This window comes from Plantibacter sp. ME-Dv--P-095, from assembly GCF_030209365.1.
GTDB lineage: Bacteria > Actinomycetota > Actinomycetes > Actinomycetales > Microbacteriaceae > Plantibacter.
In genome coordinates, this window is sequence record NZ_JARVSB010000007.1 from 155,863 (window position 1) to 172,183 (window position 16,321).

At 71.3% G+C, this 16,321-nt stretch carries 15 protein-coding genes; 14 read left to right on the forward strand and 1 reads right to left on the reverse strand.

Annotated features, from left to right (window positions below):
* Positions 1-53: 53 nt before the first annotated feature.
* The 14 genes from QRN26_RS10690 to QRN26_RS10755 all read left to right on the forward strand — a co-directional run bounded on the left by QRN26_RS10690 (position 54) and on the right by QRN26_RS10755 (position 15,709).
* Positions 54-1,748: an ABC transporter substrate-binding protein gene (locus QRN26_RS10690; protein ID WP_285036663.1), complete on the forward strand. Its 1,695-nt coding sequence runs from the start codon at positions 54-56 to the stop codon at positions 1,746-1,748.
* A gap of 21 nt (positions 1,749-1,769) precedes the next feature.
* On the forward strand, positions 1,770-2,729 hold the full coding sequence (locus QRN26_RS10695; RefSeq protein WP_285036665.1) for an ABC transporter permease: 960 nt from the start codon (positions 1,770-1,772) through the stop codon (positions 2,727-2,729).
* Positions 2,726-3,721: an ABC transporter permease gene (locus tag QRN26_RS10700; protein WP_056008304.1), complete on the forward strand. Its 996-nt coding sequence runs from the start codon at positions 2,726-2,728 to the stop codon at positions 3,719-3,721. The genes QRN26_RS10695 and QRN26_RS10700 overlap by 4 nt, the downstream gene beginning before the upstream one ends.
* Complete coding sequence (locus QRN26_RS10705; protein ID WP_056008302.1) at positions 3,718-4,599, forward strand: ABC transporter ATP-binding protein; 882 nt, start codon at positions 3,718-3,720, stop codon at positions 4,597-4,599. The genes QRN26_RS10700 and QRN26_RS10705 overlap by 4 nt, the downstream gene beginning before the upstream one ends.
* Positions 4,596-5,474, forward strand: a complete 879-nt coding sequence (locus QRN26_RS10710) for an ABC transporter ATP-binding protein (RefSeq protein ID WP_056778860.1) — start codon at positions 4,596-4,598, stop codon at positions 5,472-5,474. The genes QRN26_RS10705 and QRN26_RS10710 overlap by 4 nt, the downstream gene beginning before the upstream one ends.
* On the forward strand, positions 5,471-6,784 hold the full coding sequence (locus tag QRN26_RS10715; protein WP_285036670.1) for an alpha/beta fold hydrolase: 1,314 nt from the start codon (positions 5,471-5,473) through the stop codon (positions 6,782-6,784). The genes QRN26_RS10710 and QRN26_RS10715 overlap by 4 nt, the downstream gene beginning before the upstream one ends.
* A complete protein-coding gene (locus QRN26_RS10720; RefSeq protein WP_350223918.1) occupies positions 6,781-8,268 on the forward strand; it encodes an aminopeptidase P family protein in 1,488 nt (495 codons plus the stop codon). Before QRN26_RS10715 ends, QRN26_RS10720 begins: the two co-directional genes overlap by 4 nt.
* A gap of 41 nt (positions 8,269-8,309) precedes the next feature.
* Positions 8,310-8,987 carry a GntR family transcriptional regulator gene (locus QRN26_RS10725; protein WP_285036672.1) on the forward strand — a complete coding sequence of 226 codons (678 nt, stop codon included), beginning with the start codon at positions 8,310-8,312 and terminating at the stop codon, positions 8,985-8,987.
* Between the two features lie 115 nt (positions 8,988-9,102).
* Positions 9,103-10,299: an NAD(P)/FAD-dependent oxidoreductase gene (locus tag QRN26_RS10730; RefSeq protein ID WP_285036674.1), complete on the forward strand. Its 1,197-nt coding sequence runs from the start codon at positions 9,103-9,105 to the stop codon at positions 10,297-10,299.
* On the forward strand, positions 10,299-10,661 hold the full coding sequence (locus tag QRN26_RS10735; RefSeq protein WP_056008287.1) for a (2Fe-2S)-binding protein: 363 nt from the start codon (positions 10,299-10,301) through the stop codon (positions 10,659-10,661). The genes QRN26_RS10730 and QRN26_RS10735 overlap by 1 nt, the downstream gene beginning before the upstream one ends.
* A complete protein-coding gene (locus QRN26_RS10740; RefSeq protein ID WP_285036676.1) occupies positions 10,658-12,160 on the forward strand; it encodes an FAD/NAD(P)-dependent oxidoreductase in 1,503 nt (500 codons plus the stop codon). The genes QRN26_RS10735 and QRN26_RS10740 overlap by 4 nt, the downstream gene beginning before the upstream one ends.
* A gap of 41 nt (positions 12,161-12,201) precedes the next feature.
* Positions 12,202-13,116 carry a dihydrodipicolinate synthase family protein gene (locus tag QRN26_RS10745; RefSeq protein WP_056008281.1) on the forward strand — a complete coding sequence of 305 codons (915 nt, stop codon included), beginning with the start codon at positions 12,202-12,204 and terminating at the stop codon, positions 13,114-13,116.
* 44 nt (positions 13,117-13,160) lie between these two features.
* Positions 13,161-14,162, forward strand: a complete 1,002-nt coding sequence (locus QRN26_RS10750; RefSeq protein WP_285036678.1) for a proline racemase family protein — start codon at positions 13,161-13,163, stop codon at positions 14,160-14,162.
* 26 nt (positions 14,163-14,188) lie between these two features.
* Positions 14,189-15,709: an aldehyde dehydrogenase (NADP(+)) gene (locus QRN26_RS10755; protein ID WP_285036681.1), complete on the forward strand. Its 1,521-nt coding sequence runs from the start codon at positions 14,189-14,191 to the stop codon at positions 15,707-15,709.
* A gap of 67 nt (positions 15,710-15,776) precedes the next feature.
* Here the strand turns inward: QRN26_RS10755 and QRN26_RS10760 are convergent, their stop codons facing one another.
* Positions 15,777-16,313: a hypothetical protein gene (locus QRN26_RS10760; RefSeq protein ID WP_056008274.1), complete on the reverse strand. Its 537-nt coding sequence runs from the start codon at positions 16,311-16,313 to the stop codon at positions 15,777-15,779.
* Positions 16,314-16,321: the final 8 nt, after the last annotated feature.

Genomic DNA, 16,321 nt, shown 5'->3' on the forward strand with positions numbered 1-16,321 from the left:
TCCACCCTCTCCATCCGCGGGCATCCGCCCGATCCACACGAAAGCAGAGCGTCATGAAGCAACGATTCTCCATCCCCGCCCTCGCGGCGGCGGCCGTCCTCCTCCTTGCGGGGTGTACCTCCGCGGGCTCGGGCTCGGCGGGTGAGGGCCCCTCCAGCACCCCGGTCAAGGGTGGCACCGTCGACGTCCTCCTGAACGCGGACTTCTCCCACCTCGACCCGGTCCAGGGCTTCGACGGTGGCGTGAACAACTTCTACCGCCTCATCTACCGCACGTTGACGACGCAGTCCACGGGCGAAGGGGCCAAGGGCACCGAGATGGTCCCCGACCTCGCGACCGACCTCGGCACCGTGAGCGACGACGGCCTCCAGTGGACCTTCACGCTCAAGGACGACCTCAAGTTCGAGGACGGAACGCCCATCACGAGCGCCGACGTCAAGTTCGGCGTCGAGCGCTCCTTCGACCCGGCCATCGCCGTCGGCTCGCCCTACGCCCGCCTCACCATCGCCGGCGCGGACACGTACGAGGGTCCGTACATCACCGGTGACCTGCCGTCCATCCAGACGCCGGACGACAAGACCATCGTCTTCACCCTCAAGGAACCCTTCGCCGACTTCGCGAGCGTCGTCGGGCAGAACAGCTTCGTCCCGTTCCCGGCCGACACCGAGCGGGTGACGACCACGAGCCTCGACAAGATGCCGATCTCCTCCGGCCCCTACAAGGTCGAGAGCTACGAGCGCGGTTCGCAACTGAAGCTCGTCCGCAACGACGAGTGGGACGCGAAGACGGACGACGTCCGCAAGGCCTACCCCGACGGCTTCGACTTCACCTTCGGGCTCGACGCCTCGACCATCGACGAGCGCATGATCGCCGGCCAGGGTGACGACGCGAACGCGATCGCCGGTTCCGTGCAGGCGGCCTCCATCTCCCGGATCCAGACGCCTGCGCTCAAGGCGCGCACCATCTCCGGCCTCCAGGGCTGCACCACGTACATGGGCCTGAACACCACGAAGCCCAACATGGACAACCCGCTCGTCCGCCAGGCCATCGCCTACGCCATCGACCGCGAGTCGGTGAAGGACGCCTCGGGCGGTTCGCAGCTCGCGGACATCGCGACCACCATGCTGCCGCCGACCGTCGCCGGTCAGACCGACTTCGACCTGTACCCGAGCAAGGACAACGCCGGTGACCCGGAGAAGGCCAAGGAACTCCTCGCCGAGGCGGGCCTCCCCGACGGCTTCTCCTTCACCCTCGACATCCGCAGCCAGCCCAAGATGCAGGCCCAGGCCGAGGCGGTGCAGCAGGCGCTCGCGAAGGCGGGCATCACGGTGAACTTCAACCTCATCGACACCTCGACCTACTACGAGGTCATCGGCACGACGTCGCAGCAGAACGACGCCGCCATCACCGGCTGGTGCCCGGACTGGGCCTCAGGCTCGACCTTCCTGCCGCCGCTGTTCGACGGCTCGCAGATCTTCCCGAAGGGCAACTCGAACATCGCCCAGCTGAACGACCCGGCCGTCAACGAGCGCATCGCCGAGATCCGCGCGATGACCGACACCGATGAGGCGAACGCCGCCTGGGGCGCCCTCGACGAGCAGATCCAGAAGCTCGTCCCGACCGTGCCGCTGCTCTTCGAGAAGACGGTCATGGTCGTCGGCGCCAACGTCGCGGGTGCGTACTCCCACGCCGGCTACTCCGGCGGTATCGACTACGTGTCCGTCGGCCTGTCCTCGGCCGGCAAGTAGTCGGAAGGCCGGTAGCCGCAGATGTCGTCGTCCGTTCCCAGTGAGCTGACCACCGTCGCCGAGGAGGTGGGTGCACCGGCCGGTGCGCCCACCCCCGCGCGGCGGGTGATCGCCATCCTCCGCAAGAGCCCCCCGGTGCTGCTCAGCGTCACCTTCATCGTGCTCGTCGTGCTGCTCGCGATCCTCGCCCCGCTGATCACCGCGATCAGCGGCTGGGGTCCGTACACCTTCGACAAGTCGGCGGTGGACTCCGACCTCGGCGGCGTGCCGGTCGGTGCGCTCGGCGGGATCTCCGGCGAGCACTGGTTCGGGGTCGAACCCGGGAACGGACGCGACATCTTCGCGCGCATCGCCTTCGGTGCGCAGGTGTCGCTGTCGATCGCCGTCTCGGCGACGATCGTCACGACCGTGCTCGGCGTCGTGCTCGGCATGCTCGCCGGCTTCTACGGCGGGTGGGTCGACCAGGTCGTCTCCCGCGTCATGGACTTCCTCATGGCGTTCCCGTCGCTCATCTTCATGATCGCGCTCCTGTCGGCCCTGCCGGCAGGCAACCGGCCGGTCCTCCTGGTCGTCGTGCTGAGCATCTTCGGCTGGCCGTACACGGCCCGCGTGGTGCGCGGTCAGGCGATGTCGCTGCGGACGAGCGAGTTCGTCGAGTCGGCGCGCGCCTCGGGTGCCGGGGGCATCCGCATCGTGTTCCGCGAGATCCTGCCGAACCTCCGCGGCACCATCATCGTCCTGGCCACGCTCGCCGTGCCCGGCTTCATCGGCACGGAGGCCGGCCTGTCCTTCCTCGGCGTCGGTGTCACCCCGCCCACACCGAGCTGGGGCCAGATGATCGCCAGCGCGGTCGGCTGGTACGCGGTCGACCCGATGTACTTCCTCATCCCCGGTACCTTCCTGTTCCTCACCGTGCTGTCGTTCACCGTGCTCGGCGACCACCTGCGCAAGGCCCTCGACTCGGGAGACGCCGCCTCATGACCCTCTACCTCCTGCGTCGCATCGCCTCGGCGATCGGCATCCTCCTGCTCATCAGCCTCTTCACCTACATGATCTTCTTCCTGCTCTCGCCGGACCCGGCGGTGCAGATCTGCGGCAAGACCTGCACGCCGGACCGGATCGACCAGATCCGTGCGCAGCTCGGGCTCGACCAGCCGTTCTGGCAGCAGTACCTCGAGTTCCTGCGGGGCCTCGTCATGGGTCGGAGCTACGGCGAAGGTGCTTCGGCCGTGTCCTGCGCGGCACCGTGCCTCGGCTTCAGCTTCCAGACCAACGAGTCGGTCATGGACATGATCGTCGCGCGCTTCCCCGTGACCGTGACCGTCGCCGTCGGCGCCGCGGTGCTGTGGCTGCTCGTCGGCGTCAGCGGCGGCCTGCTCAGCGCGGTCAAGCAGGGCACCGGCTGGGACCGCGGGGCGATGATGGTCGCCCTCGCCGGCATCAGCCTGCCGAACTACTTCCTCGCGCTCCTGCTGCAGTACGTCCTCGTGGTGCAACTGCAGATCCTGCCGTTCCCGCAGGCGGTCCCCTTCGCCGAGGACCCCGTGCGCTGGTTCCAGAACTACCTGATGCCGTGGATCGTGCTCGCCCTCGGCTACGCGTCGATGTACGCGAGGCTCGTCCGCGCCAACGTCATCGACACACTCGGTGAGAACTTCATGCGGACCGCCCGCGCGAAGGGCCTGCCGGCGCCGCTCATCCTGCGCCGCCACGCCCTGCGACCGGCGCTCACCCCCGTCGTCACCCTGTTCGGCATGGACTTCGCCGGACTCCTCGGCGGTGCGCTCATCACGGAGACGGTCTTCGGCCTGAACGGCGTCGGCAAGTTGGCCGCCGACTCGATCGCCAAGAACGACCAGCCCGTGATCATGGGCGTCACCCTGCTGGCGGCGTTCTTCGTCGTCATCGGCAACGTGGTGGTCGACGTCGTGTACACGGTCCTCGACCCGAGAGTGAGAGTGAAGAGCGCATGAGCCCCACCGTCACCAGGACCATCTCCCTGCCCGTCCCCGGGGCGTCGCTCCTCGAGGTCGACGACCTCACGGTCACCTTCCCCACCACGGCCGGCGACGTCGACGTGGTGCGGAAGGCGTCGTTCTCCGTCCAACACGGGCAGACGCTCGGCATCGTGGGCGAATCCGGCTCCGGCAAGTCGATGACGTCGCTCGCCATCATGGGCCTGCTCCCGAGCGGTGGCCGGACGACCGGCAGCGTCCGGCTGAGCGGTCACGAACTCGTCGGGCGGAGCGACCGTGAGATGCGTCGCGTGCGCGGCGACCGGATCGCGATGGTCTTCCAGGACCCGCTCTCCTCGCTCAATCCGTACTACACGGTCGGGCTGCAGATCGAGGAGGCGTACCGCGCCCACCGCGGGGGGTCGCGGAAGGCCGCCAGAGCCGTCACGATCGACGCGCTCGAACGGGTGCGCATCGCGGACGCCGCCAGACGCGTCGACCACTACCCGCACCAGTTCTCCGGCGGCATGCGGCAACGCATCATGATCGCGATGGCGCTGTGTCTGGAACCCGACCTCCTCATCGCCGACGAGCCGACGACCGCGCTCGACGTCACGGTCCAGGCCCAGATCCTCGAGCTGCTCTCGGAGCTGCAACGGGAGACCGGCGCCGGGATGATCTTCATCACCCACGACCTCGCGGTGGTCAGCCAGGTCGCCGACGACGTGCTCGTCATGCGTGGCGGCGACCCCGTCGAGACGGGCAGTGCGGAGGAGATCTTCTCGCACCCCAGGGAGCCGTACACCCGCGCCCTCCTCGACGCCCTCCCGCGGATCGACGACGCGTTCACCGAACGGCCCGCGAGGACCACCACCACCGGAGAGGCACGAGCATGAACGACACCGGGGTGCTCCTCCGCGCCGAGGGGCTCACGAAGGACTTCACGACGAAGGGCGACGGAGCGATCCGCGCACGGACGACCCGGTTCCGTGCCGTGGACGACGTCGGGTTCTCGGTGCGCTCCGGCGAGACGCTCGGCATCGTCGGCGAATCGGGCAGCGGCAAGTCCACGACCGCCCGCATGATCGCCAAACTCATCGAGCCGACCGCCGGCACCATCACCTTCGACGGTGAGGACGTCACCACGGCCAAAGGGTCGGCGCTCGCCGCGTTCCGCACCAAGGTGCAGGTCGTCTTCCAGGACCCGTTCTCCTCGCTGAACCCGCGGCACACGGTCGAACGGATCGTCTCGGCGCCACTCGACTACCAGGGCATCACCCCGAAGCAGGGCAAACGCGCCCTCGTGCGGGACCTCCTCGACCGGGTCGGCCTCAACCCCGACCACCTCCAGCGCTACCCCCGGCAGTTCTCCGGCGGGCAGGCCCAGCGCATCGGGATCGCCCGCGCGCTCGCCGTCTCCCCGAAGCTCGTCATCTGCGACGAGGCGGTCTCGGCGCTCGACGTCTCGGTGCAGGCGCGCATCATCGACCTGCTCCGCGACCTGCAGGCCGAACGCGGACTCAGCTACCTGTTCATCGCCCACGACCTCGCCGTGGTGCGGCAGATCGCCCACGACGTCGCCGTGATGCACCGGGGCCGGGTCGTGGAACAGGGGAGCCGCGAAGCGATCTTCGACGACCCGCAGGACGAGTACACGAAGACCCTGCTCGCCGCCGTGCCCACGATCGACCCGAGCTGGGAGGCCGCCCGTGCCACCATGCTCGAACAGGAGCGGACGTCCACAGGCGCCGCCGGAAGGACCGACGCATGACCCACCGCACCACCACGTACCTGCTCCCGGGGATCGCGGTCACCGACCACACCGTGGACGTCCCGCTCGACTGGCGACACCCGGACGACGGGCGCACCATCTCGCTGTTCGCGCGCGAGCTCGTCGACCCCGTCCGGCGCGGCGAGGAGCTGCCCGTCCTGGTGTTCCTCCAGGGCGGTCCAGGCGGCAAGGGCCCGCGTCCGGTGTCGCGCGACGGCTGGATCGCGGAGGCGCTCCGCTCCCATCGCGTCCTCCTGCTCGACCAGCGCGGCACCGGCCGGAGCGCCAGGATCGACGGTCGGGCCATCGCGGCGATCGGCGACGCGACCGAGCAGGCCGCGTACCTCGAGCGCTTCCGGGCGGACTCGATCGTCGACGACGCCGAGTACCTGCGTCGCACCGTCTTCGGCGGCCGTCGATGGTCGACACTCGGGCAGAGCTACGGCGGATTCCTGACCCTCACCTATCTGTCCCGTGCCCCCGAGGCCTTGGCGGCCTGCTACGTCACCGGCGGTCTCGCGAGCGTCCAGCCCTCCGCCGCCGAGGTGTATCGACGCACCTACCCGCGCACGGAGCGGAAGAACCTGGCGTTCGCCGAGCGCTACCCGCAGGACGTCGACACCGTCTCCCGGATCGCCGACCGACTCGCCGAGGAGGAGGTGCTCCTGCCCGACGGGGACCGGCTGACGGTCCGTCGCTTCCAGAACCTCGGGATCGACTTCGGCATGAAGCCGGGGTACGAGCGACTGCACTGGTTGCTCGACGAGGCGTTCGACGCCGGTGACCGTCTGAGCGACACCTTCCTCGCCCAGGTGTGGGGGAGGACCTCGTACATCGACAACCCCCTGTTCATCGCCCTGCAGGAGAGCATCTACGGCTCGGCGGGCTTCGGTGCCACCGGATGGGCCGCGCAGGCCGAACGCGATGCCCGCCCCGCCTTCGCCGAGACGGCCAGACCGCTCCGCTTCACGGGCGAGATGGTCTACCCGTGGATGTTCGAGGAGATCCGTGCGCTCCGGCCGTTCCGGGACGCCGTCGAGCTCCTGGCCACCAAGTCCGACTGGGATCCGCTGTACGACCCCGACGCCCTGCGTGCGAGCACGGTGCCCGTCGCCGCGGCCGTGTACTACGACGACATGTACGTCGACGCCCAGCTCCAGTTGGAGACGGTCGAAGCCGTGGGAGGCGCCACAGCCTGGGTGACGAACGAGTACGAGCACGACGGGATCCAGGACGCCGCCGTGGTGCGGCGCCTGTTCGCGATGGTGGACGAACGCGGCGGACGTCGCGATGACGAGGAGCACGCATGATCGACCCCGACGACACGACCGCGCAGGTGGCGGGTATCGCCCCGGCGACCGCTGAGGCGCCGGCCGCCTCGATGCCGAAGCCGGCGACCCCGGACCCGCGGCTGCCCCGACTGACCGAGGTGTCCGCGTTCCGCGAGTTCCTCAGCACCGGGTGGGGCACGCCCGACCGCACGCCCCCGGTGGAGCCGGGGATCGCCGCGGCGGCGGCAGCGCATCGGGAGCGGCTGAGCGCAGCCTTCCCCGGTCGGACCCTCGTGATCGCGTCCGGCAGGGCCCCCGTCCGCGCCAACGACTCGAACTACGACTTCCGGCCGAACAGCGACTTCTTCTGGGCAACGGGGTGCTCTGCGGAGGACGCCGTCGTGGTCCTGCGACCGAGCGGTTCCGGGCACGATGCGACGCTCTACATCCCCGCTCCGGCGCACCCGGGCGAGACGGGCTTCTTCGCCGACGCCAACCACGGTGAGCTGTGGGTCGGGTCCGCCCCGGGGCCGTCCGACTGGTCGGCCGTCCTCGACCTGCGGGTCGAGCTGCTGTCGGCTCTCCCGGACGCCCTCCGCGGTGCCGAGCGGCCGCTCCTCGCGGGGAGTCTGACGTCGCGGCACGAGGCGCTCGCGCTGCTGACCCTCTCGCCGGAACTCGGTCGCGTCCTGTCCGAGCTCCGGATGATCAAGGACGAGTGGGAGATCGCCGAGCTGCGCCGGGCCGTGGACGCGACGGTCGGCGGGTTCTCCGCGGTGATCCGTGAGCTGCCCACCGCGGTGGCGGGCGGCGGGGAACGGTGGCTGCAGGGCACCTTCGGCCGCCACGCCCGGACGACCGGGAACGGACCCGGGTACTCCACCATCGTCGGCAGCGGCGCCCACGCACCGACCCTGCACTGGGTGCGCTGCGACGGCCCCGTCCGGGAGGAGGACGCGATCCTGCTCGACATGGGCGTGGAGACGCGGGCCTTCTACACGGCGGACGTGACCCGCACCTTCCCGGTGTCCGGGACGTTCAGCCCGGAACAGCGCAGCGTGCACGACCTCGTCGAGGCGTCTCACCGGGCCGGCATGGCGGCGGTGCGGCCAGGGCGTGACTTCACCGACTTCCACCACGCGGCCATGGAGGTCATCGCGCAGGGCCTCCACGACTGGGGGCTGCTCCCGGTGTCCGTCGACGAGGCGCTGAGTGCGACCGGCCAGCAGCATCGCCGGTACCTCGTGTGCGGCATCGGACACCACCTCGGGCTCGACGTCCACGACTGCGCGATGTCCTCCTACGAGGCCTATCAGGGCGGGTCGATGGCTCCGGGCATGGTGCTCACGGTCGAACCGGGCCTGTACTTCCACGCCTTCGACGAGACGGTGCCGCCGGAGCTCCGCGGTATCGGGGTCCGGCTGGAGGACGACCTCCTCGTGACCGCGACCGGTGCCGAGGTGCTGTCGGACGCCCTGCCCATCGACGCGTCGGGCATCGAAGCGTGGATGCGCGCCCACTAATCTGAGGCGACGACGGTGGGAGACGAAGGATGGGAGTCGCGATGAGCATGACGGCGATCCGGCCGGCCGAGCAGCGGTTGAGCCTGCGAGCACAGGTGGAGCGCGCGGTGTCGGCGGCGATCATCTCGGGGGAGCTCGCACCGGGGACGATGCTCTCGGTGCCGACCCTCGCGGTGCAGTTCAACGTCTCGGCGACGCCCGTCCGCGAGGCCATGCTCGACCTCGAGAAGCGCGACTTCGTCGAGGCCGTGCGGAACAAGGGCTTCCGGGTCACGGTCGTCAGCGAGGCGGCCCTCCGCAACACCGCCGAGATCCGGCAGCTGCTGGAGCCGCCGGCGATGGAGCGGCTCGCCGGGACGTTCGAGCCGTCGTCCCTGCCCGAGCTGCGTCGTCAGGCCGACGACATCGTGGCCGGTGCACGCGATGGCGACCTGACCCGCTACCTCGAGGCCGACCAGGCCTTCCACCTCGCGCTCACGGCCATGCTCGGCAACCCGCTGCTGGTCGAACTCGTCGAGGACCTCCGCGGGCGCACCCGACTGGTGGGGCTGGCGGCCATGCTCGACTCCCAGCAGCTCGACCGCTCGGCGGCCGAACACCACGAGCTCCTCGACGCCCTCGAAAGCGGCGACGGTGCGGCAGCCCGCGACCTCATGCACCGCCACATCGGCCACACCACGGGCTGGTGGGCCGGCAAGCCGGAGTCCGACGCCGAGTAACGCGACGACCCCGCGTGGTCCGGACCGGATCCGCCGCAGAGCACGCTTGCCCAGCCGATGAATGTGTGACACATTACTGAGCAGGCCTTCCCCGTATCGACCGAAAGGACCGCCCATGACCCGCATCGTCGTCGTCGGCGCCGGCATCGTCGGTGCGGCCTGCGCGCGGATCCTCGCCCGGCGCGGCGCCGAGGTGATCGTGCTGGACCGGTCGGCCGCGGCCGGCGGGACGAGCGGTGCCGGCGAGGGGAACCTCCTCGTCTCCGACAAGGGACCGGGCCCCGAACTCGACCTCGCCCGGTACGCGTCGCGACTCTGGCCCGTCGTCACCGCCGAGCTCACGGACGAACTGGGACCGACCTTCCCGAGCGTCGAGTTCGAGCGCAAGGGCGGGATCGTCGTCGCCACCACCGAGGCCGGAGCACAACCACTCCTCGACTTCGCCGCCGCGCAGCGCACCGCCGGGGTCGACGCCAGGCCGCTCACCGAGGCGGACCTCCTCGCTGCCGAACCGTCGATCACCCGGGCGTCGACCGCGGCCGTCCACTACCCGGAGGACGCCCAGGTCCAGCCGGTCATCGCGACCGAGGCCCTGCTGGCGTCGGCGCGGCTGGCGGGCGCGATCGTCCGGACCGGGGTCACGGTGACGGGCGGCCTGCGCAGCGTGACCGGTCGGCTCACGGGCGTCCGGACCTCCGCCGGCGACGTGTCGGCCGACGTGGTCCTCGTCTGTGCCGGCCCCTGGTCGGCGGAGCTCGGCGCGGTCCTCGGCGCGCCCGTCCCGGTCCGCCCCCGCCGCGGCATGGTCCTCGTCACGACGCGTATGCCACACCGCGTCCACCACAAGGTCTACGACGGCGACTACTTCGGCGCCTCCCAGTCGAGCGACGCGTCACTCCAGACCTCGAGTGTCGTCGAGTCGACGGCCGCGGGGACCGTCCTGATCGGCTCGAGTCGGCAGCAGATCGGCTTCGACGCCCGACTCGACGTCGACGTGCTCCGCGAGGTCGCCGGCAAGTCGTTGCGCCTCTTCCCGTTCCTCCGCGACGCCTCGGTGATGCGCAGCTACGGCGGGTTCCGTCCGTACATGCCCGACCACCTCCCGGTCATCGGCCCGGACCACCGCGTCGCCGGCCTCTGGCACGCCACCGGCCACGAGGGCGCCGGCATCGGACTCGCCCTCGCGACGGCGGAACTCATCGCCGCGCGGCTGCTCGGCGGAGCCGCGGCCCTCGACGACACCCCCTTCCAACTCGACCGCCAGGGGCTCGCCGCCCACCTCGGCGTCGACCGAGCGGCGGAGGTCGCCTGATGGTCTCGAGACGACTGCCGGCCACGAGCGACCGCATCGTGCCGGGTACGGAGGACGCGGTGCGCATCGAGCTCGACGGCACTCCCGTCGACGGGCTCCGCGGCCAGACGATCGCCGGCGTCCTGCTCGGTTCCGGCGTCCTCGCCTGGCGTCGTACGAGCGGTTCCGGGAAACCCCGTGGCGTCTTCTGCGGCATCGGCGTGTGCTTCGACTGCATCGTCACGGTGAACGGCCAGCGGGACGTGCGCGCGTGCCAGCGTCGGGCGAGCGACGGCGACCGCATCGAGACCCAGCACGACGCCCTGCCACGGCCGGTGTCCGAACCTGCACCCGAGCCCGAGCCGCTCGAGGGTCGATCATGAGCGCCCGGCAGCGCGACGTCGTCGTGGTCGGCGCCGGCCCGGCCGGGCTGCAGGCCGCCCTCGCCGCCCGGGCGCTCGGCGCGTCGGTGACACTGCTCGACGCCTCCGACGAACTCGGCGGTCAGTACTGGCGGCACCTGCCGGCGAGTCGTCCGTCCGCCGCCGAGGCGTCCCTGCACCACGGCTTCGAGCGCTTCCTCGCCATGCGCGCCGCGCTCGACGCCGACACCGGCTGCACGGTCGTGACCGAGGCCCAGGTGTGGGCGATCGACGTCGACCGAGACGTCCCCGCCGACGCCGCAGCGACCGGGCTGCGCCTCCACGTCCTCGTCGGCCCGCCGGACGGCGCGGACCGCACGCCGCTCACCCTCCGGCCGGACGCGCTCGTCCTCGCGACCGGCGCGCACGACCGCACGCTCCCGTTCCCGGGCTGGGACCTCCCCGGCGTGTTCTCGGCCGGTGCCGCCCAGGCCCTCGCGAAGGGCGAGCGCGTGGCCGTCGGTCAGCGGGTCGTCGTCGCCGGAGCCGGACCGTTCCTCCTGCCGGTCGCCGCGTCCCTCACCGCGACCGGATCGCGCGTCCTCGGCGTCTACGAGGCCACGACCGTCGGCGGGCTCGCGGCCGGCTGGCTCCCGAAGCCGTGGCAGCTGCTCGGCGTCACCGGGAAGGTCGGCGAGCTCATCGGCTACGTCGGTGGTCACCTCAGGCACCGGATCCCGTACCGCGTCGGTCACGCCATCGTCGCCGCGCACGGCACCGAGCGGGTCGAACGGGTCACCATCGCGGCCGTCGACGCCGACTGGTCGCCGATCCCCGGCACCGAGCGCACCGTGGAGGCCGACGCCGTCTGCGTGAGCCACGGCTTCACCCCACGACTCGAACTCGCGATCGCCGCCGGATGCGCGCTCACCCCGACCCGGTTCGTCGAGGTCGACGCCGAGCAGCGGACGAGTGTCCCGACCGTCTTCGCCGCCGGGGAGATCACCGGCATCGGCGGGGTCGACGCAGCGCTCGCGGAAGGGGCGATCGCGGGACACGCGGCTGCCGGCGGTCTGCCGGGAGCCTCCGGCATCCGCTCCGCCGTGGGCCGTCGCGACACCTTCCTGGCCTTCACCGAACGCCTCGAACGGGCGCACGGCATCCGCGAGGGGTGGAGTGACTGGCTCGAGGACGACACCACCATCTGCCGCTGCGAGGAGGTCGACCACGGCGCCCTCCGCGGCACGGCGACCGCCACCTGCGCGACCGGCCTGCGCTCGTTGAAACTCAGCACCCGCGCGGGCCTCGGGATCTGCCAGGGCCGGATGTGCGGCCGCACGGTCGAGGAGCTGCTGCACCGCGTCGCCCGGGAGTCCGGCGGCGACGGGCTCATCGACGGCGTCTCGAGCGACCGCCGGCCCATCGCCTCCCCGATCCGCATCGGCGAACTCGCCCCGCAAGGGCCGGAACCCGTCCCGCATGAACCGACGTCGACCCCGTCGACCGAACCCCTCGGCTGACCGACCGGTCGCCGCGTCACACCCTCGGAAAGGAACCACCCATGGCCCAGCAGTTCGACCTCGGCGGCGTCATCGTCGCGACCACCCTCGCGTTCAAGGAGGACGCGTCAGCTCCCGCCGGCCTGGCCGTCGACTACGACCGCTTCGCCGAGCACTGCAACTGGCTCATCGAGAACGGCTGCCGCGGCGTCGGCCCGAACGGTTCCCTCGGCGAGTACTCCTCGCTCACGGACGCGGAGCGTCGCAAGGTGATCCAGGTCGCCGTCGACACCGTCGGTGACCGCGGACTCGTCGTCGCCGGCGTGCACGGCGTGGGCTGGCACCAGGCGCAGCAGTGGGCCGAGTACGCCAAGGAGGACGGCGCCGACGGTGTCCTGCTCCTGCCGCCCACCATCTACCGGGCCAACGACGACGAGGTCATCGAGCACTACAGCCGCGTGAACGAGGTCGGCCTGCCGATCATGGCCTACAACAACCCCATCGACACCAAGGTCGACCTCACGCCCGACCTCCTCGTCGAGCTCGCGAAGCTCGAGCACGTCGTCGCGGTGAAGGAGTTCTCGGCGGACATCCGTCGGGTGCTGGAGATCCAGGACAAGACCGACCTCGACGTCATCGCCGGAGCCGACGACCTCCTCTTCGAGTCCCTCGTCGCCGGTGCCGTCGGCTGGTTCGCCGGGTACCCCAACGCGTTCCCGCGCGAAGCGGTCGAGCTGTACACGCTCGTCACCTCCGGCCGGGTGGACGAGGCCCGCACCCTGTACCGCGAGCTCGTGCCCGTCTTCGGGTGGGACTCGAAGACCGAGTTCGTGCAGGCCATCAAGCTGTCGATCGACATCGCCGGCGAGAGCTACGGTGGACCGACGCGGCCGCCGCGCGGACCGCTCAGCGCGCTGCAGACGGAGCAGGTGACGACGCAGACGCGCCGCGCGCTCGACTACCTCGCCGCCCGCTAACCGAGCGCCGAACACCCGGACACCCGAGCACCGAGGAGCACCCGATGAAGTCCTCCCGCATGATCAGTGCGGTCGACTCGCACACCGAGGGCATGCCGACCCGCGTCGTCACCGGCGGGGTCGGCGTGATCCCCGGTGCGACGATGAACGACAAGCGGCTGCACTTCATGGAGCACCTGGACGACCTCCGGCTGTTCCTCATGAACGAGCCGCGCGGTCATGCGGCGATGAGCGGCGCGATCCTGCAGCCCTCGACGCGCGCCGACTGCGACTGGGGAGTCGTGTACATCGAGGTGTCCGGGTGCCTGCCGATGTGCGGGCACGGCACGATCGGGGTCGCCACGGTCCTCGTCGAGACCGGCATGGTGGAGGTGGTCGAGCCGGTGACGACGATCCGGCTCGACACCCCCGCCGGGCTCGTGATCGCCCGGGTCGACGTGAGCGACGGTCACGCCGACCGGGTCACCCTCGAGAACGTGCCGAGTTACGTCGAGCGCCTGGACGCCGTCATCGAGGTGCCCGGGCTCGGCACCGTGCCGTACAGCCTCGCCTTCGGCGGCAACTTCTACGCCATGGTCGACCTCGACGCCGTCGGTCTGCCATTCGACCGCGACCGGCAGCAGGATATCCTCGACGCCGGCCTGCGGATCATGGCCGCGATCAACGAGCAGGCGCCGCCCGTGCACCCGGAGATCGAGGGGCTCGACCACTGCCACCACGTCGAGTTCATCGCACCGGGCTCCGACGCCGTGCTCTCCCGCCACGCGATGGCGATCTTCCCGGGGTGGTTCGACCGCTCCCCGTGCGGCACCGGCACCTCGGCGCGCATGGCCGAACTCTGGGCTCGCGGCGAGCTGCCGCTCCACCAGGACTTCGTCAACGAGTCCTTCATCGGCAGCCGCTTCACCGGCCGCCTCATCGCCGAGACGACGGTCGCGGGCCGGCCGGCGGTGATCCCCACCATCTCGGGTCGGGCCTGGGTCACGGGCATCGGCTCGTACCTGCTCGACCCCGCCGATCCGTTCCCGACAGGCTTCCAGTTCTGACCCGCTCCACGATCCCGGAGGATCACATGTCGACCACCCCCACCCCCGCCACCGAGACGACCCCCGAGCAGCTCGAGACCGTGCTGGCCGGCGCTGCGACCGCCGCACCGGCCTGGGCCGCGACGCCGCCGGCCACCCGAGCCCGGGCGCTCGTCGCGGTCGCGGACGCCTTGCTCGCGCACGCCGACGACCTCGTCCCCGTCGGGATGCGGGAGACGGGTCTCGCCGAGGCGCGCCTGCGCGGAGAACTCCTGCGCACGGCCGTGCAGCTGCGCCTCTTCGCCGACACCGTCGTCGACGGTTCGTACCTCGACGTCCGGATCGACGAGGCCGACCCCGACTTCGCCCTCGGCGCGCGTCCCGAGCTGCGGCGCGTGCTCGTCCCGCTCGGTCCGGTGCTGAACTTCGCCGCGAGCAACTTCCCGTTCGCCTTCTCGGTGGCGGGCGGCGACACCGCGGCGATCCTCGCGGCCGGTTGCCCGGTCATCCTCAAGGTCCACGACGGGCACCCCGGGCTCTCGCTCGCGACCGCCGCCGTCGTCGAGGACGCCCTGCGGGCGAGCGGCGCACCGGACGGCGTCTTCCAGACCATCGTCGGCCAGGACGCCGGCGTGACCGCCTTGCGCGACGAGCGGGTGCGCGCGGGCTCCTTCACCGGGTCCCTCCGCGCCGGGCGCATCCTCGCCGACATCGCCGCCGCACGGCCGGACCCGATCCCGTTCTTCGGCGAGCTCGGCAGCGTGAACCCGGTCTTCGTCACCGGGCAGGCTGTGGAGGAGTCGGGTGAGGCGATCGCGACGGGGTTCGTCGGGAGCGTCGCGGGCTCGGCTGGACAGCTCTGCACGAAGCCCGGGTTCGTCTACCTGCCGGAGGCCGCGGGCCTCGACGACACGATCCGGACCACGGCCGAGGCCGTGCCGGAGCACCGTCTCCTGAACGACCGGATCACCGCCGGATACGCCGAGCGCCGCGACACGATCCTCGGCACCCCCGGTGTCCGCGTCATCGCGGAGGGCTCGCTGCGGATCGATGCCGACGGTGACGGCTGGGCCACCCCGACGATCGTGGCCGTGTCCGTCGACGCCTTGCGGGACGGCCGGGACCGGCTGCTCGACGAGGCGTTCGGGCCGCTGTCGATCCTCGTCGAGATCCCGGCAGGCGCCCCGCTCGCGCCGCTCGTGGCGGAGTTCTGCGAGGGCAACCTCACCGCGACCCTGCACGCCGGTGCAGAGGAGACAAGTGACGACCTCGTGGAGCTCGTCGGACAGCTGTCGGCCCACGCCGGTCGGGTGCTCTTCGGTGGATGGCCGACCGGTGTGGCCGTCACGCCGGCCATGCAGCACGGCGGACCGTGGCCGGCCACGACGAACGACTCCAGCACCTCGGTCGGGACGGCGGCGATCACCCGTTTCCTGCGGCCGGTCGCCTTCCAGAACATGCCGGACCGCTTCCTCCCGGCGGTCTTGCGCAGCGACGCCGTCGGGATCCCGGCGACGGTGGCGCCCGCCGGTGCATCGAAGCAGTGGGGCGAGGCCGCGACGGCGTAGCCCCGGTGGCGTGGACGGTCGGGTGGTCGGCGCGCTGACGGCCCGATCGCCGGGCCGTGCCGTGGGGCTAGACGGCCCCCTCGACCGTGGCGCCGACCTCGTCGTCCTCCACGTCGCCGGGGAGCGGCGGGTCGTACGCCCAGGTGGGGGCGAGCGCCTTGATGCGGGCACCGCGCCACTGCCAGGTGGCCCAGAGCGGGTACCAGTAGAGCGGGGCGATGGCGCCGGTGATGACGAGGCGGTCGCGGTACAGCGTCTTCGTCGGGTCGTGCTTGTCGCGCGAGACGGCCATCTGGTGGTCCCAGCCGGCGAGCTTGCTCAGGGGCCCGGTGATCGGGTCGCCCTGGTCGTGGAGGATGCGGGTGCCGTCGCGGCGTTCGAGGAACTCCAGGTCGATGATCTGGTCGCCGAGCGGGACGGCGCCGGCGGCCTTGACCCGGACGCGGTGCGCTCCCGGTTCCCAGACGGTCGGGAAGCCGGCGGCGTCCAGCGCCTCGAGCCCCATCATCGGGCTGTACAGCTCCCGGAGGACGGCCGGGGAGCGGAGCGCCCGCCAGGCGACGTCGACATCACAGTCCAGGACGAGTTTCAGCATCACGCGCATGCCCTCAG

Bases quoted from the DNA above. Each gene is read 5' to 3' on its own strand.
- QRN26_RS10690 (WP_285036663.1), top strand. From the start codon at position 54: ATGAAGCAACGATTCTCCATCCCCGCCCTCGCGGCGGCGGCCGTCCTC.
- QRN26_RS10695 (WP_285036665.1), top strand. From the start codon at position 1,770: ATGTCGTCGTCCGTTCCCAGTGAGCTGACCACCGTCGCCGAGGAGGTG.
- QRN26_RS10700 (WP_056008304.1), top strand. From the start codon at position 2,726: ATGACCCTCTACCTCCTGCGTCGCATCGCCTCGGCGATCGGCATCCTC.
- QRN26_RS10705 (WP_056008302.1), top strand. From the start codon at position 3,718: ATGAGCCCCACCGTCACCAGGACCATCTCCCTGCCCGTCCCCGGGGCG.
- QRN26_RS10710 (WP_056778860.1), top strand. From the start codon at position 4,596: ATGAACGACACCGGGGTGCTCCTCCGCGCCGAGGGGCTCACGAAGGAC.
- QRN26_RS10715 (WP_285036670.1), top strand. From the start codon at position 5,471: ATGACCCACCGCACCACCACGTACCTGCTCCCGGGGATCGCGGTCACC.
- QRN26_RS10720 (WP_350223918.1), top strand. From the start codon at position 6,781: ATGATCGACCCCGACGACACGACCGCGCAGGTGGCGGGTATCGCCCCG.
- QRN26_RS10725 (WP_285036672.1), top strand. From the start codon at position 8,310: ATGAGCATGACGGCGATCCGGCCGGCCGAGCAGCGGTTGAGCCTGCGA.
- QRN26_RS10730 (WP_285036674.1), top strand. From the start codon at position 9,103: ATGACCCGCATCGTCGTCGTCGGCGCCGGCATCGTCGGTGCGGCCTGC.
- QRN26_RS10735 (WP_056008287.1), top strand. From the start codon at position 10,299: ATGGTCTCGAGACGACTGCCGGCCACGAGCGACCGCATCGTGCCGGGT.
- QRN26_RS10740 (WP_285036676.1), top strand. From the start codon at position 10,658: ATGAGCGCCCGGCAGCGCGACGTCGTCGTGGTCGGCGCCGGCCCGGCC.
- QRN26_RS10745 (WP_056008281.1), top strand. From the start codon at position 12,202: ATGGCCCAGCAGTTCGACCTCGGCGGCGTCATCGTCGCGACCACCCTC.
- QRN26_RS10750 (WP_285036678.1), top strand. From the start codon at position 13,161: ATGAAGTCCTCCCGCATGATCAGTGCGGTCGACTCGCACACCGAGGGC.
- QRN26_RS10755 (WP_285036681.1), top strand. From the start codon at position 14,189: ATGTCGACCACCCCCACCCCCGCCACCGAGACGACCCCCGAGCAGCTC.
- QRN26_RS10760 (WP_056008274.1), bottom strand. From the start codon at position 16,313: ATGCGCGTGATGCTGAAACTCGTCCTGGACTGTGATGTCGACGTCGCC.